General features: G+C 40.6%; 25 protein-coding genes. 1 reads left to right on the top strand and 24 read right to left on the bottom strand.

The annotated features are described in order from the left end of the window. Positions 1–104: 104 nt before the first annotated feature. The 10 genes from panD to PTI45_RS12585 form a co-directional block, all read right to left on the bottom strand. Entirely contained in the window at positions 105–488 is a 384-nt protein-coding gene (gene panD, locus PTI45_RS12630; protein WP_069327945.1) for an aspartate 1-decarboxylase, read from the bottom strand. Next, positions 481–1386 carry a pantoate--beta-alanine ligase gene (gene panC / locus PTI45_RS12625; protein WP_069327944.1) on the bottom strand — a complete coding sequence of 302 codons (906 nt, stop codon included), beginning with the start codon at positions 1384–1386 and terminating at the stop codon, positions 481–483. The genes panD and panC overlap by 8 nt, the downstream gene beginning before the upstream one ends. Next, positions 1383–2255: a 3-methyl-2-oxobutanoate hydroxymethyltransferase gene (panB, locus tag PTI45_RS12620; protein WP_069327943.1), complete on the bottom strand. Its 873-nt coding sequence runs from the start codon at positions 2253–2255 to the stop codon at positions 1383–1385. The genes panC and panB overlap by 4 nt, the downstream gene beginning before the upstream one ends. A gap of 611 nt (positions 2256–2866) precedes the next feature. Next, positions 2867–3838, bottom strand: coding sequence for a biotin--[acetyl-CoA-carboxylase] ligase (locus PTI45_RS12615; protein ID WP_069327942.1), 972 nt, complete (start codon positions 3836–3838; stop codon positions 2867–2869). Further along, entirely contained in the window at positions 3835–5157 is a 1323-nt protein-coding gene (locus PTI45_RS12610) for a CCA tRNA nucleotidyltransferase (protein ID WP_069327941.1), read from the bottom strand. Before PTI45_RS12610 ends, PTI45_RS12615 begins: the two co-directional genes overlap by 4 nt. 12 nt (positions 5158–5169) lie before the next feature. Next, positions 5170–6330, bottom strand: a complete 1161-nt coding sequence (gene bshA, locus PTI45_RS12605; protein ID WP_069327940.1) for an N-acetyl-alpha-D-glucosaminyl L-malate synthase BshA — start codon at positions 6328–6330, stop codon at positions 5170–5172. 124 nt (positions 6331–6454) lie between these two features. Next, positions 6455–7156: a bacillithiol biosynthesis deacetylase BshB1 gene (gene bshB1, locus PTI45_RS12600; protein ID WP_069327939.1), complete on the bottom strand. Its 702-nt coding sequence runs from the start codon at positions 7154–7156 to the stop codon at positions 6455–6457. After that, complete coding sequence (locus tag PTI45_RS12595; protein ID WP_069327938.1) at positions 7156–7575, bottom strand: methylglyoxal synthase; 420 nt, start codon at positions 7573–7575, stop codon at positions 7156–7158. The genes bshB1 and PTI45_RS12595 overlap by 1 nt, the downstream gene beginning before the upstream one ends. 23 nt (positions 7576–7598) lie before the next feature. Then, complete coding sequence (dapB, locus tag PTI45_RS12590; RefSeq protein ID WP_069327937.1) at positions 7599–8402, bottom strand: 4-hydroxy-tetrahydrodipicolinate reductase; 804 nt, start codon at positions 8400–8402, stop codon at positions 7599–7601. Positions 8403–8439: 37 nt separating this feature from the next. Then, on the bottom strand, positions 8440–8787 hold the full coding sequence (locus PTI45_RS12585) for a nucleotide pyrophosphohydrolase (RefSeq protein ID WP_069327936.1): 348 nt from the start codon (positions 8785–8787) through the stop codon (positions 8440–8442). A gap of 210 nt (positions 8788–8997) precedes the next feature. Here PTI45_RS12585 and PTI45_RS12580 point away from each other — a divergent pair, with 210 nt between their 5' ends. Then, a complete protein-coding gene (locus PTI45_RS12580; RefSeq protein WP_069327935.1) occupies positions 8998–9870 on the top strand; it encodes a YitT family protein in 873 nt (290 codons plus the stop codon). A 208-nt stretch (positions 9871–10078) separates the two neighbouring features. On the opposite strand, the gene PTI45_RS12575 is transcribed toward PTI45_RS12580, so the two are convergent. The 14 genes from PTI45_RS12575 to trpD all read right to left on the bottom strand — a co-directional run bounded on the left by PTI45_RS12575 (position 10079) and on the right by trpD (position 22156). Next, positions 10079–10717: a DUF1405 domain-containing protein gene (locus PTI45_RS12575; RefSeq protein ID WP_069327934.1), complete on the bottom strand. Its 639-nt coding sequence runs from the start codon at positions 10715–10717 to the stop codon at positions 10079–10081. A gap of 298 nt (positions 10718–11015) precedes the next feature. Continuing rightward, entirely contained in the window at positions 11016–11255 is a 240-nt protein-coding gene (locus PTI45_RS12570; RefSeq protein ID WP_069327933.1) for an IDEAL domain-containing protein, read from the bottom strand. Between the two features lie 24 nt (positions 11256–11279). Continuing rightward, a complete protein-coding gene (locus PTI45_RS12565) occupies positions 11280–11786 on the bottom strand; it encodes a gamma carbonic anhydrase family protein (RefSeq protein WP_069327932.1) in 507 nt (168 codons plus the stop codon). A 97-nt stretch (positions 11787–11883) separates the two neighbouring features. Beyond that, the gene (locus PTI45_RS12560; protein ID WP_069327931.1) at positions 11884–12465 is read right to left on the bottom strand and encodes a histidine phosphatase family protein; all 582 of its coding nucleotides are present in this window, start codon (positions 12463–12465) and stop codon (positions 11884–11886) included. Between the two features lie 162 nt (positions 12466–12627). Further along, the gene (locus tag PTI45_RS12555) at positions 12628–13254 is read right to left on the bottom strand and encodes an anti-sigma factor family protein (RefSeq protein WP_069327930.1); all 627 of its coding nucleotides are present in this window, start codon (positions 13252–13254) and stop codon (positions 12628–12630) included. Next, entirely contained in the window at positions 13251–13850 is a 600-nt protein-coding gene (locus PTI45_RS12550) for an RNA polymerase sigma factor (protein WP_069327929.1), read from the bottom strand. The genes PTI45_RS12555 and PTI45_RS12550 overlap by 4 nt, the downstream gene beginning before the upstream one ends. A 537-nt stretch (positions 13851–14387) precedes the next feature. Next, positions 14388–14837: an ASCH domain-containing protein gene (locus PTI45_RS12545; RefSeq protein WP_069327928.1), complete on the bottom strand. Its 450-nt coding sequence runs from the start codon at positions 14835–14837 to the stop codon at positions 14388–14390. 404 nt (positions 14838–15241) lie between these two features. Continuing rightward, on the bottom strand, positions 15242–16339 hold the full coding sequence (locus tag PTI45_RS12540; protein ID WP_069327927.1) for a prephenate dehydrogenase: 1098 nt from the start codon (positions 16337–16339) through the stop codon (positions 15242–15244). Between the two features lie 114 nt (positions 16340–16453). Beyond that, positions 16454–17551, bottom strand: coding sequence for a histidinol-phosphate transaminase (gene hisC / locus PTI45_RS12535; protein ID WP_069327926.1), 1098 nt, complete (start codon positions 17549–17551; stop codon positions 16454–16456). 78 nt (positions 17552–17629) lie between these two features. Further along, complete coding sequence (trpA, locus tag PTI45_RS12530) at positions 17630–18457, bottom strand: tryptophan synthase subunit alpha (protein WP_083243511.1); 828 nt, start codon at positions 18455–18457, stop codon at positions 17630–17632. Next, positions 18454–19647 carry a tryptophan synthase subunit beta gene (trpB, locus tag PTI45_RS12525; RefSeq protein WP_069327925.1) on the bottom strand — a complete coding sequence of 398 codons (1194 nt, stop codon included), beginning with the start codon at positions 19645–19647 and terminating at the stop codon, positions 18454–18456. The genes trpA and trpB overlap by 4 nt, the downstream gene beginning before the upstream one ends. Then, entirely contained in the window at positions 19647–20318 is a 672-nt protein-coding gene (locus tag PTI45_RS12520; protein WP_069327924.1) for a phosphoribosylanthranilate isomerase, read from the bottom strand. The genes trpB and PTI45_RS12520 overlap by 1 nt, the downstream gene beginning before the upstream one ends. Beyond that, entirely contained in the window at positions 20311–21126 is an 816-nt protein-coding gene (gene trpC / locus PTI45_RS12515) for an indole-3-glycerol phosphate synthase TrpC (protein WP_069327923.1), read from the bottom strand. Before trpC ends, PTI45_RS12520 begins: the two co-directional genes overlap by 8 nt. Then, entirely contained in the window at positions 21116–22156 is a 1041-nt protein-coding gene (gene trpD / locus PTI45_RS12510) for an anthranilate phosphoribosyltransferase (RefSeq protein WP_069327922.1), read from the bottom strand. The genes trpC and trpD overlap by 11 nt, the downstream gene beginning before the upstream one ends. Between the last annotated feature and the right edge of the window lie 16 nt (positions 22157–22172).

Genomic DNA, 22172 nt, shown 5'->3' with positions numbered 1-22172 from the left:
GGTATATAACAGGGATTCTAGTCAATCAGCGACGACAAGAACAATTCCATTCCCGAAGCGAGGTAACTAAAAACGCCCCCACCAACCTTATTCAACCCTCATTCTTACATAATCGTTGCGTGAACTTCTTTGTGAGCTTCCATAACTGCTTTGTTCGTTTCATCAACGAATACTACCGTCGGACGGTGAGTGGCTAGTTCTTCAGCACTCATCATCGCATACGAAATAATAATCACAGTGTCTCCCGGCTGTACTAGACGTGCTGCTGCACCATTTAGACAGACAACTCCGCTCCCACGTTCACCTACGATCACATACGTTTCCAAGCGAGCACCATTGTTATTGTTAACAATTTGTACTTTTTCATTTTCAAGCAAATCTGCCGCATCCATTAAATCTTCATCTATCGTAATACTACCTACATAATTCAAGTTTGCTTCCGTTACTGTAGCACGGTGAATTTTGGATTTCATCATTGTTCTATACATGTAGCGCAACACCTTTCGCTTCCAGAATAACATTATCGATCAGACGGGTACGTCCGAATTTGACAGCCAATGCAATAATCACTTCATGATCCAACTCAGCTAAAACAGTATGCTCTGCCAACGATTCTAACCGTGGAAAACTTAAAATATCTGCATAATCAACCTCAGCAATGGTTGATTGAGCAATCGATGTACGCAGGAATTCGCGTACTTGCACTGCTGTCATATCCTCTTGATCACGAATCTGTTGCTGTACATTATTTAAGGAACGTGAAAGCACCAATGCTTGTTCGCGTTCTTCACGAGATAGGTACACATTACGAGAACTTAGTGCCAGTCCATCTTGTTCACGGACAATCGGACAAGGGACAATGTCCACATCCATATTCAAATCAGTCACCATTTGACGAAGCACAGCAACTTGTTGTGCATCTTTTGTACCGAAAAACGCATAATCAGGCTTTACAATATTGAAAAGCTTGGTGACTACAGTCGATACTCCATCAAAATGACCTGGACGCGAAGCACCACATAGTGTATCTGTGAGATCAGCAACAGTGACATGGGTTTTGATCGGTGTAGGATACATATCTTCAACATCTGGCATAAAGACCAGATCGACTCCATTTTTTTCAGCTAATGCAAGATCACGCTTCTCATCACGAGGATAACGTTCGAAATCTTCATTCGGTCCAAATTGAATCGGATTAACGAAAATACTGATCGCTACAATATCGCTCATTTCTGTTGCTTTTTGCATTAGACTAGCATGTCCATCATGCAAAAATCCCATTGTCGGAACAAGTCCAACTGTTGCTTCATGATCTATCGTCGAACGTTGTTTGCGTAATTGTTTGACTTCGGTTCTCATTTCGATGATGCTACGTACTACTTTCACGATTGAGTCTCCACCTTCCGTTTGGCTCCATACAATGATCCTAATGCTTCTTGATCTCCACTAAATACATGCTGCTCTGCTGGGAATGCACCGCTTCTCACTTCATTGACATACTCTTGCAAAGCCGTACGAATCGTATCGCCTATATCCGCATACGTTTTAACAAATCGTTTTTCACGGTAAGACGATGTGTATTTCACTGCATCGTGGAACACTAGCACTTGACCATCACAACCTCGACCTGCTCCAATACCAATTGTTGGAATCGATAACTTTTGGCTAATGGTTGTCGCTGCTTCTTCGGTAACAAGCTCTAACACAATTCCAAATGCGCCTGCCGCTTCTAATGCCAGAGCATCGTCCAATAAACGTTGTGCATCCTTCTCGTCTTTCCCTTGAATCCGATATCCACCAATCTGATGTACCGATTGTGGAGTTAGACCGATATGCGCAATAACTGGCACACCTGCTTGTACAATCGCTTTGACGGTATCTGCAATCTCTGCACCACCTTCAAGTTTGATTGCATGAGCATGACCTTCTTGCATTAATCGACGAACACTTTTTAATGTCTCGTCAATACTTCCGTGATACGTCATAAAAGGCAAATCAGCTACGATAAACGTAGATCCTGCGCCGCGAGCAACTGCACGCGAATGGTATACAATATCATCTATAGTTACAGGAATCGTCGAATCATATCCAAGCACGACATTACCTAACGAATCTCCAATCAATAACATATCTACTCCCGCTTCTTCGGCAAGCTGAGCTGTTGGATAATCGTAGGCGGTAATCATCGTAATCGGATGACCTTCCTGTTTCATTTTTTTCATTTTCAAAATATTAAGCGGCATTTTGGCTGCCATGGTGACATCAAGCTCCTTTTAAGTTGGGTATAGTCTTTCGGACAAAATAAAAAACCTTTTAGTCTAGTCGTTCACTAAAAAGGTCCTGAGTCCAAAAAAGAGTCACTTTGCGATCATCTCTCCTGTCTCGGTCCTATAAAACGGCTCAGAGCAGAATTGAATGTAAGCCAACACCTCGCTTCACATGTGTATCCTGGATGGGATACCTATTCAGTTAGCACTCTAATCTGCAACTCAAAAATTGTAGGTTTATTTCTGCTGAATAACAGTGATCTTTTCAACAGACAGATAACCTCGGTGGTTGAGTGAACATTAGAGTGGCTTGCATAATGCGCTTATATTGCCAAGCGCTGATAGAAAGATATTTTGCTTCGCAAAAATCATTTTCCATTGAACTTAGTCGCGCTTATATTGCCAAGCGCTGATAGAAAGATATTTTGCTTTGCAAAAATCATTTTCTCATTGAACTTGGTCGCGCTTATATTGCCAAGCGCTGGTAACATCAAGTTAACATCAAAAAGTACGGTTCGGTCTTGCCGATACCGTCTTCCGATATAGTATAACAGAACAAATACTTAAATTCACTAGTTTGGGTCACAATTATTTTTAAATTAAAATTCGATATCTCCTGAATAAATAGGAACCACCTGATCATCAGCAAGGCGTAGTAACAGTTCACCGTTCATCCCTAGACCTTGAGCAATCCCTTGTAAAGAACCTTGTGCATTGTGGACTTGAATCGATTTGCCGATTGAAATCGCCATACTTTCCCATAAAGCTGCAATGGGTGTGAATCCTTCTTCTGCATACAATTGATACAATGTTTCTAGTTCAGAGATCACTTCAGCAACAACAACTGTACGATCTATAATCTGACCGGATTCGATTCGTAGAGAAGTTGCAATCGGCTGTAAATGTTCTGGCAGATCTTCTGCTGTTAAGTTAGCATCTATACCGATACCTGCAATCGCATAACGTACACGTCCATCTTCCGCCGCCGATTCGATCAGAATACCGCATACTTTGCGTCCATCTATTAATAGATCATTCGGCCATTTAATGCCGATATCTAATTGTGTGATGTTACGTAACGCTCTACATACCGCTACAGCAGCCAGTAATGTTAATTGAGACATATACTGTAATGGTTGTGTCGGACGCATCACCAGACTCATCCAGATGCCTCTACCGGATGGGGAAAAGAAAGGTCTTCCTTGTCTGCCACGACCTGCGGTCTGTTCTTCAGCAATTACTAATGTCCCTTCAGCAGTCTGTTGTTCTGCAAGAGTTCGTGCTTCATCCTGTGTAGAAAGTACAGATTCGAATAAATGTAGAGGCTGACCCCACGAACCTTTTTCACTTAATGCTAATTGTAGAGCTGTGACATCGAATCGATCTGGACGACGTGTGATCCGATATCCTTTGCGAGAAGTCGAGTCAAATTCATACCCTTTTTCTTTCAAACGATTAATTCCTTTCCAGATGGCTGTTCGACTCACCGACATGCGGCGACTGATTTCTTCACCTGAAATATATTGTCCTGGATGTTCATTCAGCAATTGAAGCAGATGTTCATCATTCATCGTAATCCCTTCCTTACTAAGGCCTGATCTGCATAATGTAATATAGCCTCTTTGTTATTTTCCAATTGCCCTGTAGCAACAACAAGTAGAATCTCATTAAATAATTCGCCCAACCATTTTCCAGCGGGAATCTTTACATATTCCAACACTTCTTGTCCTTTAATCGGTAGATCAGCTAGACTGTAAATCGTTAACTGCTCTAACCAACTATCTGCTTGCTGTCCGATGGTAGATAATCGTTGTTGCTGTGTGGATGATAAAACAGCATACAGTGTACGCCAGTGTTGCGCAATCTCTTTCCCATAATCCAATACACAACTGACAAATCTCACATAAGACTGATCGATGCTGGATGTTGACTCTATAACCACTTCATTCTCTACCAGTGATACAGATTCTTGTTCTACTATTCCATCATATAAGCGCTGATTCATCCGTACGATTTTAGATGCTTGATCTGTGATTGTATTTGGAAATGTCCATGATTTGAAATATTGCTTGATCTGTTGTTCATCCATACCTAACGCTAATGCAATCAATGTCCAACGCAAAACCAATGGCGATGAGGGTAATGATTCTAATGAGCGTAGTAAATCAAGATTCAACTTTTCGCAAGGTACATCGACTTTCATATAAGGAATCAATCCACTGCTTAACAGCAATTCAATTCCATGATACGGATATGGACCTGCTATCATTTTTTCCATTTCGACACGAATACGTTCAGTAGCAATATGTTTGATTAAAGCTTGATGATTGAGAAGCGCTTGCCATGTCTGCTGTTCAATCTCAAAATCAAACACCGAAGCAAATCGAATCCCTCGTACCATCCGTAATGCATCTTCTTCAAACCGTTCATCCGCTATACCTACACAGCGAATAATTCCATTGCGTAAATCTTCGATGCCATGAAAAGGATCGACGTACTCTCCATCTATCCCCCGTGCAATAGCATTCATTGTAAAATCACGTCGGCGTAAATCTTCACTCAGTTCACGCACAAATTGTACCTGTTCTGGACGACGATGATCGACGTATTCCGTTTCCGTACGGTATGTAGTCACTTCAAAAGGCTCATTTTCAATCAAAACGGTAATTGTACCGTGTTCTAATCCTGTCGGAATGGTACGTTCAAATAAAGCCATCACCTGCTCTGGTGTGGCATTGGTTGCAATATCCATATCATTGACCGGTCGCCCCATTAATTCATCACGTACACATCCACCTACAAAATATCCTTCATATCCCTGATCAGTCAAACGGCGGAGCAGAGATTGTCCCTGCTCCGCCGTTTGCGGATCTACCCATTTCCATTGCATGGTATAATCCCCTCAACCACATACCGGAGAAGGCTGAGACAATTCACGTCCAAGTACCCGGTAGTAAATTTGTTCATATTCAGCCATCATGCGTTCGTTGCTAAATTCACGTTGCGAACGATCCAGACAATTTTTGATCATCGTCTGCATCAACTGATGGTTGGTTAATAATTCGATGGCATGTTCTGCCATTTTGTCTGTATCGCCAATCGGCGCAAGATAACCCGTTTCTCCATGAATAATCAATTCAGGAATACCGCCTGCTTGTGAACCTACAGTGGGTACACCGCATGCCATAGCTTCTAACGCTACCAAGCCAAAGCTTTCTTTTTCCGAAGGCAGTAACAAAATATCAGCTAACGAGATCACTTGCGGGATATCATCTTGCTTACCGAGAAACATCACACGATCGGTTAAGCCCAATTCTTGAATCTGAAATTGAATTTTGGGCAGATCAGGCCCTTCACCTACAAGTAACAATCGGGAAGGTATCTTCTCATTGACTTTGGCAAAAATCTCTACCACATCGCTAACACGTTTGACCGGGCGAAAATTCGATACATGCATCAGTACACGATCATCACCAAAAGCATAATCTTTATGCAATTCAGTCGTATCTCGTGGATAATACATTCGTTTGTCTACAAAATTGTACGTCAAATCAATATTGCGTGTAATATCTAACAATTCGTGCGTCTCACGAATCAAGTCTTTCGATACAGCTGTTACAGCATCACTTTCGTTGATCGCTAATCGAATCAAATCTTTCAAAGATTCATCTTGTGCGAGCACTGTGATATCTGTTCCATGCAAAGTCGTAACGACTTTCAGATGATCGCCAACCATTTGCTTCGCTAGAAAAGCACATACTGCATGAGGCACAGCATAATGCACATGCAGAACATCCAGCTGTTGCATTTTAGCGACTTGAGCCATTTTGTTAGCCAGTGTTAGATCATACGGCGGATATTTAAACACGTAATAATCATTCACTTCAACTTCATGATAAAAAATATTTTTGTGAAATGTTCCTAATCGGAAAGGAACACTGTGCGAAATAAAATGCACTTGATGCCCTTTTTCAGCAAGTAATTTGCCTAATTCTGTTGCCACGACGCCGGAGCCGCCCAGCGACGGATAACATGTGATGCCGATTTTGAGCATCGTGTCCATAAGGGCTGTCTCCTTTCACTTACCTCATTTATCATGATGTAAGCTCTACGTTTTATATCAGGTAAGTTCATTACTTTATATTATATACATACTCTTTATAATTGTGTTAGCAAAAAAAGAGATTTTAGCGAAAAAGATCAACGACAAAAGGAGTCTTCGTTACAAATCCTTCAGCAAATTTAATCTGACTGCGTTGACCTGCTAAGCTATCCCGATAACGTACTCGTTCGACATACCCTTGTGTTAGCGGTGTCTCAACCATATCGATATTTGCACCTAATCCGCCAAATTGAGAACGATAACAAAGTAAAGCTTGTTCTTTCTGCTCATATACATCAGTAACATCTACAAGAAGATCGGTAGGCGCAGGATCATTAATAAAATAATAATAGGTCTGCTGCACAGTTACTGGAGGAAGTTCTGGCATATAACGACGCAACTTCGCATTAAATACAGCTTCTTCTACCAGTTGACTACAGATCATATGATCGGGATGACGATCGATCCAATACGGAGCAAATACAATTTTGGGAGATAGCTTACGAATCTCAGCAGTAATCGCATCCAATTGCTCTGTAGAACGTGCCAAACGGCGATCAGGCAATCCTAAGTTACTACGATAAGCTAATCCCAATACTTTACCTGCGGCCTCTGCTTCTTGCTTACGCAACTCCACATTCCCATTCGAAGACATCTCTGCTTCTGTCAAATCACAAATGCCTACTTTTAGACCTGCCGCGGCATGCTTAGCGATCGTACCCGCCATACCAATCTCTGCATCATCTGCATGCGCGCCAAATACAAGAATATCAACAGACTGACTCATTACAGTGCCTCCGGCTTGTATTTATGAACAAGCTCACGCCATGCAAAATCGCCACGATCTAACGCTTTAACCAGAATCTCAGCGGTTGCAATATTGGTAGCTACAGGAATCCCTTGTACATCACAGATACGAAGCAAAGCACTGATATCCGGTTCATGCGGCTGTGCCATCAATGGATCACGTAAAAAGATAATCAAATCCATATCATTTTGCGCAACCATAGCACCGATCTGTTGATCTCCACCTAGTGGACCTGATAAATAACGATGAATTTTCAACTGGGTGTGTTCCATAATACGCATTCCTGTGGTACCTGTAGAATATAATTGATGTCCATCAAAAACATTTTCATAAGCAATCACAAAGTTGACCATCTCATCTTTTTTACGGTCATGGGCAATAAAAGCGATATTAAACATCGAAATCTCCCCTACTCTTCAAATTAATCGATAAAACGCTCAAATCCATAGATCATACCGCTGTATTCCATTACTTTTTGAACCCCTAGCTTTACACCTGGCATGTAGCTAGAACGCTCATACGAATCATTGCGGATTTTGAGTGATTCTCCAGCACCGCCAAAAATCACTTCTTGTTGTGCAAATACGCCTGGCAAACGAACACTATGGATACGGAATCCGTCATATTCTCCACCACGAGCACCTTTTATATTTTCTTTTTCATTCGGGTTACCTTGTTTCATCGATTCACGAACTTCTGAGATCATTTCTGCTGTTTTGACAGCTGTGCCTGAAGGCGCATCTAATTTCTGATCGCCGTGATATTCAATAATCTCTAGATTCGGAAAATGTTTGGCGGCTTGTGTTGCAAAACGCATCATTAAAATAGCTCCGATCGAAAAGTTCGGTGCAATCAATCCACCTAGACCAGCTGCCTGACATTTCTGATCTAATTCCTGAATTTGCTCGGTTGTATATCCTGTTGTACCCATCACTGGACGCACACCTGCTTCGATAGCTAATGAAGCATGCTCATACGCATATTCAGGTGTCGTAAAGTCTACTAATACATCTGCTGGATAGTCTGCTAATGCTTGCTTGAGATCAGCAACGACTTGGATGTGTGCTGTAGGCAGACCTACTAATTCGCCAGCGTCTTTGCCCGCATCAGAGCGACCGATTGCCGCTGCTAACTCTAGTTGTTTGTCACCTAGTACTAATTTCAAGACTTCTTTACCCATACGCCCGCCAGCTCCGGCGACGATTACTTTGATCAATGTTGTCATAACAGACTCCTTTTACTTTAAAATAGCTTGATTGATATTATTGTTCTTCAGTGCTACTTTCGTCTATACGTGTCCAGCGATCTTTATCGCGTGTGTTAAATTTATGCATCACTTGATTATGTGCTTGTGTAAGATCAATTCCTAATGAATTGGCAAAGCACATCGTAATAAATAAAATATCACCCAGTTCCAATTCGATAGAATTATCATCTTCATCATTTTTTTTCGGTTTTTCGCCAAAAGAATGATTGACTTCACGTGCCAACTCGCCCACTTCTTCAGACATGCGTGCTAACATGGCGAGTGGAGAAAAATAACCTTCTTTGAATTGTGAAATATACGCATCAACTTCGCGCTGCATTTCTGCTAAAGATTTCTCTGTCATTAATTATAGCCTCCATTACACATTTTCAATCTTATGTACCCTGTATTTCCAACAAATTAACGATGTTCATTGTTACTACAATGTTATCCTAAAGCGATTTTGAACACAAATCAATATTTGTGACTATACTCATTGCAATAACTTTTATGCAATTATGCACGAAAAAATGTATACTGTTAAAGGTTAGTTTATTTTACGGAGGTATTGGCGATGTCAAAGCACAAATATTGGAATCAACTTCGATTGATTATTCCGATTATATTCGGAGCCGGCTTGTATGCATTTGGTTTGCTCTATTTTATTATTCCCAACACCTTGATGGAAGGTGGAGTCACAGGAATCACCGTACTGCTGAATTATGCATTTGGTATATCGCCCTCCTTATCTACACTTATTTTGAATATTCCTTTATTTCTAATTGGTCTTAAATTATTAGGTAAACGTCAGATGATCTATACTGGCGTAGGGATTGCTTCGCTTACCTTTTTCTTATGGTTATTTGAACGAATGATTAAAATGGGTTGGATCGGTACATTTCAGACCAAAAATGATTATATTTTAGCTGCGCTTTATGCAGGTGTAACGTTAGGTACAGGACTTGGGATTGTATTCCGCTTTGGAGGCACTACCGGTGGTTCAGATATTATTGCTCGTATTCTTCATTTAAAGTTCGGTTGGAGTATGGGTCAGATTATGTTAGTTATTGATATTGCGATTATTGGATCTTCATTATTTTTTATCAGTAAAGAATTAGTATTGTACACCTTAGTCACTGTCTATATTGCTTCCAAGTTAATCGACTTTATTCAAGATGGTGCGTATTCAGGTAAAGCGTTTACTATTATTAGTGATCATGCCGGTGAGATTGCTGAAATTATTATGAAAGAATTGGATCGTGGAGTTACTTTAATTCCAGCAATTGGCGCTTATTCTAAACACGCCAAAGAAATTGCGTATTGTGTCGTATCTAGGCAAGAGATTCGACGGGTGCAAATGATTGTTCGTTCTGTGGACCCGCGTGCTTTCATGATTATTAATGAAGTGAATGATGTACATGGTGAAGGATTTCGTGAGGATAGCTGAGTTGGTACCATTCAAGTCATAGAAGTATTCGCTTTTGCATCATCGACTTCAGCAAAATTATTGTTCTTATCGTCGCTATAGAGCAAAAGAACCACAATCCTTAAAAAGGTTTGTGGTTCTTTTGTTGAATATACTGTTTTAGTGAATCTTTTTAACGTGTTCTTTCATGTACAGATTTTTTCGACGTATACAGATATGACAAAGTCTATTAATCAAACAACCGTATTTTACGGGCTTGTCTTAATGCTAGAGCTCCTGCCAAAGCAGACGCGAAAGTAAGCATGACTGTAAAATTCCGAACTTGATCTAATCGGTCGACAAGAAGCGGACTGAGCCATGGATAAATATGTTGTGAGTAATCCATATAATCGTTTAGCAGTGTCCATGCCAAAGCGATCAGAAGGTATTTCCAGCCAAAAACAAAAAAGCGTACAAACAATAACGATTCGACTGCCATCGTTAAATGAGAAGCGGTTAACATCCAATCTTGCCAGTATAATGGATCACCTAACGCTACGCCCCAGAAGATCATTACCACTGCCCAGATTCCATATTTTACAGAAGTGACTACTGCGAGTGCTTCAAACAATTTCCGAATCACAATCCATGCTTTTTGCTTGGGTGGATATAAAATAAAAGCTAAAGCTACCGTAAAAAATAAGCTTGCGGTTGGGCTATCAGGTACAAAAATGATCATCCATGTCGGCTTGATCTCTAATGTATATTCTAATTGCAATCCATACCATATGTATCCATACACTGTCCCCAGTGCATTACAGATAAGTAGTAACCAGAGCACTCTACGATCTGTTAACAGTGCTTTACTCCACAATAATGAAATCGACATCAACATTCCCCTTTATCTGTTACCACTCTGCTGTATTCTTGGTTAGCCATGAATCTATATCATTTTAATAGGATGTGAGATCAGGCGCAAGTACTATACCTAGAGCCAACCGTTTTATTTGCGATTCATATACACAAAAAAGCCTGCCTGATATAGGCAGACTCCGACAGTTAGCATACACTAACTTTTTATAATCAAATTCCGTTTCTTCCTTATGTCCGACAACGGCATCCATACGAATTATTATTGTTCTGCTTGCTACGCTTACAAACAGATCAGGATCTTACACACTTTTTGATTAAAAAGATAATGATTTTCGTTCAACGATTTCTAACACCGGTTCTTCCACAACAACTGTAGAAGCAAGAGTACGTAACTCATCGGTTAGACGTTGAAAAGAATCTTCATCTCTTTCCGCAAGTGCTTGATCAATTAAAAGATGTAATTCATTCATCCGATGCTCACGTAGTACTTGATCCCATACCATTTCAGCCGCTAGTCCCAGCATAACTTCATAGGTTACTTTCATCTTGTACATAGGGCGCACCTCCATAATGCTATTTCATGGATTCCTGAACTCTGCTCCTTTGTCCACATAACTCTGTGTAGTACGTGCCATCCGTTCCAAATCTTGCTCGGTAAGCTCGCGTATTACACGTGCTGGTGAACCTAAAGAAAGAGTATAAGGTGGTATTATTGTGTTCTCAGTGACGAGTGAACCTGCACCAATCAAAGCATACTCTCCAATATCAGCACCGTTCAGAATAATAGCTCCCATTCCAATGAGAGAACCTTTACCTATTCGGCAACCGTGTACGATAGCGGAGTGTCCGACAGAGACATCATCTTCAATCCATAACGGATGTTTCTCATGTACATGTCCTACAACTAAATCTTGAATATTACAACGCTCTCCAATGATTACTGGAGCAAGATCGCCACGAAGTACAGCATTAAACCATATACTGCTGTCTTTGCCGGCAGTTACATGACCAATTAATTTGGCACCTTCTGCAACAAAAACAGTGGGATCGATATTCGGTAGTTGATTATGATAAGGCAATAACATGTGATTAACTCCTTAATGGCATTTAACCAATTTATTTGTAAGCGCATCACTAATTATACAAAAAAATAAAATAAAAAATAACCCGTCTAAAGAAGGGTTATTGTAAATGCTGTATATTGTTATATAAAATGGTCGTCCACTCCTGCTCTGTACGCTCCAAAACCGTCAAAGAAAGATTGCCAATTCGCTCGGTGTGAGCTTCTTTTAGTAGTAATGTAAATAACTGTGATAAAAATCCACCATGACTGACAACGAGAATATTTTGCTCTGGATATTGTTCCATCGTATGATTCAAAAATTCCAATCCACGCGCTTGAATATCTTCTACTTTTTCTTGACCCAATTCTAATGTTTCCCAATCAGCGCCCCACTTTTCTTCTCGTTCTTGCCATGTTAATCCTTCCACCTGTCCAAAAGAACGCTCTTTCAATCGTTGATCCGGTTCCAACAAAGGAATATGTAAACGATCTGCTATAATTTGAGCGGTTTCTTGAGCACGAGACAATTCACTTGCTACGATAAAATCCCATTGTACGGATTCACGTTCAGTCACAAGACGTTCTGCTAATAATCCCGCTTGTCGTCTGCCTTCATCATTTAAAGGAATATCACTATGTCCTTGAATCCGTCCCAAAGCATTCCAATCAGTGAGTCCATGTCTTATTAAGCCTATACGCATTAGTGATTACCCTACTTTCTATTTTTATTCCATGTCACTTTAAATACAAAACAATAATCTATACTAACACAATTTACATGTATTCCAAACAAAAAACAGTTCACAATCCCCATGTTCCGTTCATGGTTACGATTGTGAACTGTTTGGAATATCAGCAAATGATTAATGACGCGCTTTGGCAAGCCAGCGTAATGACAGTAAAGCAAGCATCATACCTACTACCGATAAAATCATCCAGTATTGAGGATGGCTTGGGTTCATAGGAATCACCAAAGGATCGATTAGACCACGTTCAGAGCCTACAAAATGTAGAGAAGAATTAGCTACTGTTGCGCTATCGCTTGTGGCAATAGCCGTAGGTACAATCCCTGATACACGCTCTTGCGCCGCATCTCGATCAAATGTGCCTGAAAAATCAAGTGTTAAATATAACGAACTACATATAAATATAGCAAACAAGCAGAGAATCCAGGCCGATAAACGACGGCGGAACAAACGCAAAATAGGTCCATGCTTACGATCGGTCTGTAATACCCATGGAGATTCAGCGTAAATACGATCCATAACGCTAAGGTTTACTTTCTCTGCCTCAGCATTCATCATCAGCTCAGCAGCTTCATCTTCTGCAACCTGAGCTTGAATTAAATCATAACTTTCCTGCCATATTTGAAATTCCGCCGCACAAGCCGGACACTCTTCTATATGACGGTCAAGTGCCTGGCGGCGCGAATCATTTTTCGGAAGATCGTGATAAATCCCGAATAACTCTTCGGCCTCTCTGCAATTCATTTTCTTTTCATCCCTTCAATAGGCTCATCATAGACCGAATCATAAAAATACGGTTCTAACCGAATTTTTACACTCGCTCTTGCCCGGAACAAAAGAGACTTGACGGAGCTTACGCTCTGAGAAAGGATTTCAGCGATTTCCTGATAATCCATCTGATCATATTCGCGGAGGATCAATGCAGATCTTTGCTTTTCAGGTAACAGATCAATTGCTTCACGTACCATTTGTACACGTTCATTACGCAATGCAGCTTGCTCAGGCACCATACTATTCGGTGCTAATGGAACAAAACCACTTTCTTCAAGCGGTACACTGCCATTTTTTTGTTTGCGCAGTTCACTAAGTACAGTATTGCGTGCAATTGTATACAACCATGTCGAGAACGAAGCATCTACTTCCCGGAAGGAATGAAGGCTTTTATAAGCCTTGTAGAACGTCTCTGAACATAAATCCTCTGCCATCATTTCGAGACTGGAGTTTTTGAGCATGTGATACACAAATGCCAAAATTTTGCGCTGATAACGACGCATCAGCTCTGAATATAACTCCACATCACCGTTTTTAATTTCCTGAATCAACAGGGAATCATCTGTCATTCTAATGCGACCCTCCTCGTTGCTGCCGCCGCATCTTTCCGTTCCATGTATACTATGTAATACCGAAACGAACGGCAAAAGTTGCGGTAGAAAACCAAGTTTCCACAACTTTACAACAACTTCTCTAGTTTGAAATGTATTTGAATGATAAAAATTACGAATGTCACTAAACTGCAATATAATAAGCGATGAATGATCGTCAGTTGTTACGATTGAGAGAGCTTTATTGATTTAAAATAAGCCTCAGAAAAATGCCCTTTTATAACCTATCTAATTATCAGACGGAGCATGTACCAAAAAGGTTGCTGATTTTAGCAAAAAAATTTAAAAAAATTCGAATTTATTTTTGAAAATCGATTTGAAGCTTGGAGTAGGTTCGTCTAACAGGTACTCAATGCCTTCAATTTGGCTACTTTTATGCTTCTTTATGTAGTGTCTCCTTTTGACTATACATAGTTATCGGTTAGACCTGTATATCTGATGAAATTATTTAGCAAGGGTATATGTTCAATTCACACTTATTATACTTATATTGCTTTAGTTCCCTTCTATACTTTCTTCCCAATTCCAAAGACTTAAGTATCCTTTAGCTGGAATAGGCTTTTGTAGTATGTTCATTTGATCTAACTCCCAAGCATATCGTCCTTCGGTATAATCTCCTAGGGATTCTTCAAAAGCAGTAATGTTTTTAATTCTGCCTGCTGATTCAAGTACAACTTGAGCTTCCTGTATAAAAGATTGCCAACAATCCATTAACACTCCTGTAGCGATGACTGCACCTATTGGAAGATCGTTAGGTGTAGAATATCCGTGCTTTGACAGTATCGTTTTTATCGCTGGATGTGCACATGCTTTTTTGTCTACTGCTTTACCTGCATGAATCGCTATGGCTCCACGATGCTTGGTTGCCCAACTACGGGTTTCAAATCTTTTTTCTCCTAGCGCAATCAAAGTTGCCCACGGTTGTCTAATCGTTACGGCTCTCATGAATTGACCTCCTGTTACGTTGATACACTAGAATCCACAATGATTATAATTGATATATTTTCGATGTGTTTATTCTTAGTCATTGTATATTAACATAGCTAATTTTCCCTCAAAACACAAAAAGAAACCGCTAACATAAGTTAGCGGTTTGTTCCCACCTAATAAGGGGGATCTAGTATTGGATAGGAGTGGAGAGAAACCATACTGTACTTTCAGTATACTGTATACGCTTTCATTCTGTCAACACTCTTAGTTAATTTTTTCATATTTTTCTATAAATAATTTAAAAATCCATTTTTGGAAGCCAGTTTACGGTACAGTAAATTGTAGATGTAGACTGGTTTCCTTAATGTTTACTTCAATTATTCTAACTTTATATCTTATCTAATACTTATGATTCTATTTTATACAAATACACTATATTGCTGATCTTGTAACATAATCTTTGCTTTTTCCATATCATGTTCTTGTCTAAACGATAACCGCATTACACCCGGTACATCTTCTCGACTCTCCACAATCTGAACATTGCTAATGTTAATGCCTTGATTACCAATTTCAGTTGTGATTTTACCAATAATCCCTGGATGATCGGGTACTTCGAGATAAAGATCATAAAGCGAAGCAATCATACCTTTACGACGTTCAGGCAATTGATCACGGAAAGCGCCTGCTTTTTCAAATTGTTCTTCAATCCCACGAGAGTCTTGTTGATTCAATAATTCAATAAAGTCAGCTACACCGCTATTCCAATCTTCTAACAAAGACAATATAATCTGTCGATTATTCAGTAAAATATCTCGCCATACGATCGGATCACTGGAAGCGATACGTGTAATATCACGGAATCCACCTGCGGCTAACATACGATACAATGGATTATCCTGATTGTATTGACGAATTTGATTGACCAGTGCGACTGCAATGACATGTGGTAAATGACTAATCGCCCCCACAATTTCATCATGCATAACCGGTTCTACTTTTACAATCTGTGCTCTTGTTGTCTGTTCCAAAAGATGACCTAAACGGTCTACAACGTCCTGTGGTACATTTTCTGGAGGTGTAAGTACGTAATATGCATTTTCAAATAAAAGCGCTGAGGCAGCTCCTACCCCTGCACGTTCTGAACCTGCCATAGGATGACCGCCTATAAAATACACGGAATCCAAATTCAATTGTTCTGCATGAGCAATTACAGATGCTTTGGTACTGCCTACATCTGTTATAATGCAACCCTTTTTAAGTGGCAAATGACTTAACTTGTCCAAATAAGTACCAATCAAGCTAACAGGCACACATAAAAAAATAAAGTCGGCATCTAACGCCGCCTCTTCTATCGAAAGTGTAGCATGGTCAACAACTTCCCGTTCTTGATACGTATGTATTAATTCAGGGAGGTGCGTGTAGCCCGTTACATATAGATCAGGCTTGCCTTTAAAACATAGTGCAAGCGAGCCACCAATCAGCCCTACACCGAAAATTGCAATTTTAGTTGTCATCACATATCCCACTCATTCTTTATCTGATATCAAGTATGGTTCATATCAGGACCATGCTTAGCTAGATCTTTTCTGCTTGCATTGATCCTGATACGAACGCACTTGCTTACGAAATTAAACAGTTGTTGATTGTTCTTGCATCGACTCTTCTAATGCACGAATAAAGATTTCATTTTCACGTGCTGTTCCAACCGTAACACGAATATACGTTGGATATTTCTGATGCCCTGCACGTACAATGACTCCACGACGAAGCATCGATTGGAACAATTCTAATGCTTGATGCTTCACATCGACCATAATGAAGTTTGTCTGTGTTGGGAAGTAATGAAGTCCTAGACGGTCAAACTCCGCCGTTAGATACTCGATACCTTCTTTATTCTTGTTATGACATTCTTGCACGAAATCTTGATCTGCCAAAGCTTGACGTGCAGCTGCTTGACCAATACGTGAAGTATTGAACGGCTCACGCACTTGATTGATCAATTTAATAACGTCGGCATGTCCTACACCATAACCAATTCGGAGTGCAGCCAGACCATAGATTTTGGAGAATGTACGTAGGATCACTAGATTTGTATATTTTTCAAGCAATTTAAGACTTTGTGGGTAAGCCGCATCGGTTACATACTCATAGTATGCTTCGTCCAATACCACCATTACGCTACTAGGGACTTGTTCCAAAAAGCCAATTAATTCTTCATGAGATACAATCGTACCTGTCGGATTGTTAGGATTACATACCCAGATGATTTTGGTACGACCATTCACCTGCGCCATCATACCTTCAAGATCATGTACGCCGTCTTTTAAAGGCACTTCATGCACAAGCGCTCCTTCGATATCGGCATTACTTTTATAGACTGAAAAAGTCTGATCTGCCATAATCGTCTCGTCGCCGGGCTCTAAAAAAGCACGTGTGATCAATGCAATAATCTCATCTGATCCACAACCGAAAATAATCTGATCCGACTGAACACCTAGATGTGCGCCTAATTGTGCAGTTAGCTCTACAGCTCCACCATCAGGATAGATATGTAGTTGCGTTAATTCTTGAGCAATCGCAGCCTGAACAGATGGAGCAGAACCGTATGGATTTTCATTCGAAGCTAACTTAATGACTTCACTTAGACCTAATTCACGCTTTACTTCTTCTAAAGGCTTACCTGGTTGGTATACAGGGATATTGACAATACGAGATTTTGGCTTCATGGTTTTTGACTCCTTCATGTAAAAGGTGGAGCCACTAATATAGGGCTCCATCTTTATTGGATATAGTAATGACTATTGTTATTCTTTTAATTCTGCCACAAATTTGCGAATTTGCAATAATCCTTCGATTTTGCGCTCTGGATTAGTTAGAAGAGGTATTTGTGATTCGATCTGGCGTACAATCGCACTACCTACAACAACGCCATCACAGAATTTTGAAAATTCTCTCACTTGCTCACTACTTGAAATACCGAACCCAACAGCAACGGGAAGATCGGTATTGCTTTTCACATCACGGATAAATTGCTCTACGTTATTATGAAAAGAAGCTCGTTCTCCTGTCACTCCAAGTGAAGATACACAATAGACGAATCCTTGCGCACCGTCTAAAATGGCTGCAATTCGATCATGTGATGTAGGAGCCACTAGCGGAATTAAGCTAACACCTGCGGCTTTGGAACGCTCTCTCATTTCGCCGGATTCTTCAACTGGTAGATCTGGAATAATCATGCCACTAATGCCATGAGCTTGCATCGTCTCAAAAAAGCGTTCTAGTCCAAATTGCAAAATCGGATTATAATACGTAAACAAAATAAAAGGCATTTCTACCCCGCGTTGACGTGCTCCGTCAGCAACTTCGAGGCAAGTGTTGATCGTTACATGATGGGTAAGTGCACGCTGAGAAGCACGCTGGATGACAGGGCCATCTGCCAGTGGATCAGAATAAGGAACGCCTAATTCCAAAATATCGGCACCTGCTGCTTCCAATTCTACAATAATATCGATCGTTGTCTGTGGATCAGGATCGCCTACAGTGAGAAAGGGAATCAATGCTGTTTTGCCTTCTTCTTTGAGTCTAGCAAATGTAGCATCCATACGGTTCTGACTTTGATCAGTCATACTCATTGTACGCCCTCCTCATACTGCATAATTGACTCTACATCTTTATCGCCACGACCGGAAAGGCAGATCACTAGCAACTGATCACTATTCATATCTTTCGCCATTTTAACCACATGGGCAATTGCATGTGAAGACTCGAGTGCAGGGATAATACCTTCGGTACGACACAATAATTTTAGAGCATCTAACGCTTCTGCATCGGTTACAGGCACGTACTGAACACGCTTGATATCTTTAAGATACGAATGTTCAGGACCTACACCCGGATAATCGAGACCAGCTGAAATCGAATGTGCAGGCTGTACTTGTCCATATTCATCTTGTAGTAAATAACTCATAGAACCTTGAAAGACACCTTTGGTTCCCAGACTCATCGTTGCCGCATGCAAAGGCGTATCAATCCCACGTCCTGCTGCTTCTACACCGATCAAATTAACCTCAGTATCTTCAATAAATGGATAGAACATACCGATTGCATTACTGCCGCCACCGATACAAGCTACGACTGTATCCGGTAAGCGATTTTCAAGTTCAAGTATCTGACGGCGTGTCTCATCTCCAATAATACGTTGGAAATTACGCACCATCATCGGATATGGATGAGGACCTACCGCTGATCCTAGAATATAAAACGTATCTTCGACATTACTTACCCAGTAGCGTAATGCTTCATTTCCTGCATCTTTAAGTGTCATCGTACCTGAAGTCACAGGAACCACTTCTGCTCCCAATAACTTCATCCGAAATACATTCAATTGCTGACGGCGAATATCTTCTTCACCCATAAATACTTTACACTCAAGTCCAAACAATGCGGCTACCGTCGCTGTCGCCACACCATGCTGCCCTGCACCCGTTTCAGCAATAACTTTCTTTTTACCGGTACGCTTCGCAAGCAACCCTTGAGCAAGCGCATTATTGATTTTATGTGCACCTGTATGATTTAAATCTTCACGTTTGAGATAAATTTTAGGACCACCCAATTCTTCACTTAAGCGTTGTGCATAATAAAGAGGCGTTTCCCGACCTGAATATTCTTTGAGCAAATATTTCAGCTCAGTCTGAAATTCTTCATCTTCTGCATATTGATAATAAGACTGCTCCAATTCGATAAGTGCATTCATAAGAGTCTCAGGCACATATCTTCCTCCGAAATCGCCGAAACGTCCTTTTGCATCTGGTAATGTAGTCATTATGCCTTCACCCTTTCTACAAATGTTGTTATTTTCATGATGTCTTTGATACCATCCGTTTCCACGCCGCTCGATACATCAACGCCTTCAAGCAAATGGTTGTCCAATAGAGAAGATATATTCTCCGGTGTTAATCCTCCAGCTACAAGCAATGGAATCCCTTGTTGCGCTGTCCACTGGTGATACGGTTGTATCTGATCCCAAGCAAATGTCTTACCTGAGCCTCCTCCATATAGAGGGTCATACGTATCTAATAAAAAGGCATCGACTACGCCTTTGTAAGGTAAAAGTTGTTGTTCTACCGGTTGTGGTTGGTCTGTCTGTGTGAGTGAAACCACTTTGAATACCTGCTTATGCAATTGTTCCTTGATCTGTCTGCATAGCTCAGGGCTTTCTTGACCATGAAGCTGAATCACATCAAGTGGAGCGATCTCAACAATCTCTTTGAGTTGTTCCAGCGTCGGGTTAACGAACACGCCAACACTTTGAGGAGCAGGGTAATCTTCCCATTCCTGAAGTGTTTGAATCAGAATAGAGGCTTGTTCAGAATTCACCTGACGCTTACTTGTAGCAAAAACGAAACCGATGTAATCAATCGGTAATTGTATCATAGATTTTAGCACTTCAACGCTTTGAAGTCCACAAATTTTTACGTATTTTTTTTCAGTCATGATTTTGTTTTTTGGTAGGTTCCATAAGTGTTTTTACAGCGTCATGAATATCGTCTTTACGCATAAAGTATTCGCCTACCAATACTCCTTTAGCTCCTGCACCCGATAAATAGACCATATCGTCCACACCAGAAATACCACTTTCACTGATCAAAGGAACATTTTCAGGAACAAGATTAATCAGTTCAACCGTTGTCGCCAGTGAAGTTTCGAATGTTTTGAGATTGCGATTGTTTACACCAATCAATCCATGTTCAGCAGCACCTTTTATTTGCAGGACGGTTGCCAATTCTTCATGATCATGCACTTCAATCAATACATCCAACCCGATTGATAATGCTAGATCGAAATAGGATTGTAATTGTTCAGGTGTCAAAATAGCCGCGATAAGCAAAATAGCATCTGCACCGATTAAGCGTGCTTCGTAAATCTGTACTTCATCAATAATAAAATCTTTACGCAATAACGGAAGCTTTACCGCTTGATGAATAGCCGTTAAATACTCTTTACTTCCTTGAAAATAGTCAACATCAGTTAATACAGAAATACAATCAGCTCCTGCATCTTCATACGCTTGAGCAATCTGAACAGGATCAAAATCAGGACGAATCAAACCTTTAGACGGTGAAGCTTTTTTCACTTCTGCAATCAAGCCCATTGAATGATGAGGATGCTGAATTAAAGCTTTGCGAAAACCTTTAGTTGCAGGCAATGCTTTAATCTGTTCTTTGGCTTGTTCTACCGAAAATGTTTTTTTCAATAGTTCTACTTCCTGCTGTTTGGTCACTACAATACGATCAAGATACATAACTTAATCCCTCCGTTGTGTCTATTAATTGCTGTAACTTATGAGCAGCCGCACCTGAATCTATCGCTTGTGCTGCTATAATCGCTCCTTGAGCCAATGTCTCTGCTTGCCCTGAAAGGTAAATACAAGCTGCGCTATTCGCTACGACTACATCTCGATAAGCACTTTCTTCTCCACGAAGCACACTACGAATAATATCTGCATTTTCCATAGCGTCTCCGCCTAATGTATGTTCAATTGGATGAGTCGGTAATCCAAAATCGCTAGGACTGATCTCATATGTGTGTACGTGTCCATCTTTTAATTCAGCGACTCTTGTAGGTGCAGATATACTGATCTCATCCAGACCATCCAGACTTGCAACAACCAGTGCACGTTTTAGCCCTAATAAATGAAGGGTATGTGCTACGGTCTCGATTTTTGTAATATCATACAGTCCAATCAATTGACGATCTGCTCCTGCTGGATTGGTTAAAGGCCCTAACATATTAAATACCGTTCGTACGCCTAATTCACGACGAGTCGCTGCGGCATGCTTCATTGATGGATGAAAGACCTGTGCAAACATAAAGCAGATGCCGATATCTTCTAGACATTTAGCTGCTTGATCCGGATTAAGACTAATATTCACACCCAAAGCTTCTAATACGTCTGCACTTCCAGCTTTACCTGAAGCAGAGCGGTTACCATGCTTTGCTACCCTTACACCGATCGAAGAAGCAATAATCGCCGATACGGTTGAAATATTGAATTTGTGAATCCCGGAACCGCCTGTTCCACAAGTATCTAATAATCCATCGGATAATACAGGCACGCTCCCACCATTTGTACGCATAGCTTCAGCCAAACCTGTGATTTCTTCGACCGTTTCTCCTTTAATACGAAGAGCTGTCAGTAACCCTCCAATCTGTGAAGGTGTCGCAATACCGCTCATAATGACATGCATCACTTGATTGGATTGCTCTCGTGTTAAGTGCTTGCCTTCTATAATGGTAGCTATCGCTTGTTGCATCAGTTCATTCCCAACCATCTCTGTCTCTCCTTTA

Origin of the sequence: Paenibacillus nuruki (genome assembly GCF_001721045.1) — a bacterium.
Classification (GTDB): Bacteria; Bacillota; Bacilli; order Paenibacillales; family Paenibacillaceae; genus Saccharibacillus; species Saccharibacillus nuruki.
The sequence above is the reverse complement of the archived record's forward strand: the minus strand, read 5'-3'. Positions and strand labels throughout refer to the sequence as shown.

Coding starts and splice junctions, on each gene's coding strand:
- PTI45_RS12555 (WP_069327930.1), bottom strand. CDS start 13,254: ATGAATTGCAGAGAGGCCGAAGAGTTATTCGGGATTTATCACGATCTT.
- bshA (WP_069327940.1), bottom strand. CDS start 6,330: ATGGACACGATGCTCAAAATCGGCATCACATGTTATCCGTCGCTGGGC.
- PTI45_RS12610 (WP_069327941.1), bottom strand. CDS start 5,157: ATGCAATGGAAATGGGTAGATCCGCAAACGGCGGAGCAGGGACAATCT.
- panD (WP_069327945.1), bottom strand. CDS start 488: ATGTATAGAACAATGATGAAATCCAAAATTCACCGTGCTACAGTAACG.
- trpA (WP_083243511.1), bottom strand. CDS start 18,457: ATGAGTATGACTGATCAAAGTCAGAACCGTATGGATGCTACATTTGCT.
- PTI45_RS12615 (WP_069327942.1), bottom strand. CDS start 3,838: ATGAATGATGAACATCTGCTTCAATTGCTGAATGAACATCCAGGACAA.
- PTI45_RS12550 (WP_069327929.1), bottom strand. CDS start 13,850: ATGACAGATGATTCCCTGTTGATTCAGGAAATTAAAAACGGTGATGTG.
- trpD (WP_069327922.1), bottom strand. CDS start 22,156: ATGGTTGGGAATGAACTGATGCAACAAGCGATAGCTACCATTATAGAA.
- hisC (WP_069327926.1), bottom strand. CDS start 17,551: ATGAAGCCAAAATCTCGTATTGTCAATATCCCTGTATACCAACCAGGT.
- PTI45_RS12580 (WP_069327935.1), top strand. CDS start 8,998: ATGTCAAAGCACAAATATTGGAATCAACTTCGATTGATTATTCCGATT.
- trpC (WP_069327923.1), bottom strand. CDS start 21,126: ATGTATCTTGATCGTATTGTAGTGACCAAACAGCAGGAAGTAGAACTA.
- bshB1 (WP_069327939.1), bottom strand. CDS start 7,156: ATGAGTCAGTCTGTTGATATTCTTGTATTTGGCGCGCATGCAGATGAT.
- PTI45_RS12585 (WP_069327936.1), bottom strand. CDS start 8,787: ATGACAGAGAAATCTTTAGCAGAAATGCAGCGCGAAGTTGATGCGTAT.
- PTI45_RS12560 (WP_069327931.1), bottom strand. CDS start 12,465: ATGCGTATAGGCTTAATAAGACATGGACTCACTGATTGGAATGCTTTG.
- PTI45_RS12545 (WP_069327928.1), bottom strand. CDS start 14,837: ATGAGAGCCGTAACGATTAGACAACCGTGGGCAACTTTGATTGCGCTA.
- PTI45_RS12565 (WP_069327932.1), bottom strand. CDS start 11,786: ATGTTATTGCCTTATCATAATCAACTACCGAATATCGATCCCACTGTT.
- PTI45_RS12520 (WP_069327924.1), bottom strand. CDS start 20,318: ATGACTGAAAAAAAATACGTAAAAATTTGTGGACTTCAAAGCGTTGAA.
- PTI45_RS12575 (WP_069327934.1), bottom strand. CDS start 10,717: ATGTCGATTTCATTATTGTGGAGTAAAGCACTGTTAACAGATCGTAGA.
- PTI45_RS12570 (WP_069327933.1), bottom strand. CDS start 11,255: ATGTACAAGATGAAAGTAACCTATGAAGTTATGCTGGGACTAGCGGCT.
- dapB (WP_069327937.1), bottom strand. CDS start 8,402: ATGACAACATTGATCAAAGTAATCGTCGCCGGAGCTGGCGGGCGTATG.
- trpB (WP_069327925.1), bottom strand. CDS start 19,647: ATGACTACATTACCAGATGCAAAAGGACGTTTCGGCGATTTCGGAGGA.
- PTI45_RS12540 (WP_069327927.1), bottom strand. CDS start 16,339: ATGACAACTAAAATTGCAATTTTCGGTGTAGGGCTGATTGGTGGCTCG.
- panB (WP_069327943.1), bottom strand. CDS start 2,255: ATGGCAGCCAAAATGCCGCTTAATATTTTGAAAATGAAAAAAATGAAA.
- PTI45_RS12595 (WP_069327938.1), bottom strand. CDS start 7,575: ATGTTTAATATCGCTTTTATTGCCCATGACCGTAAAAAAGATGAGATG.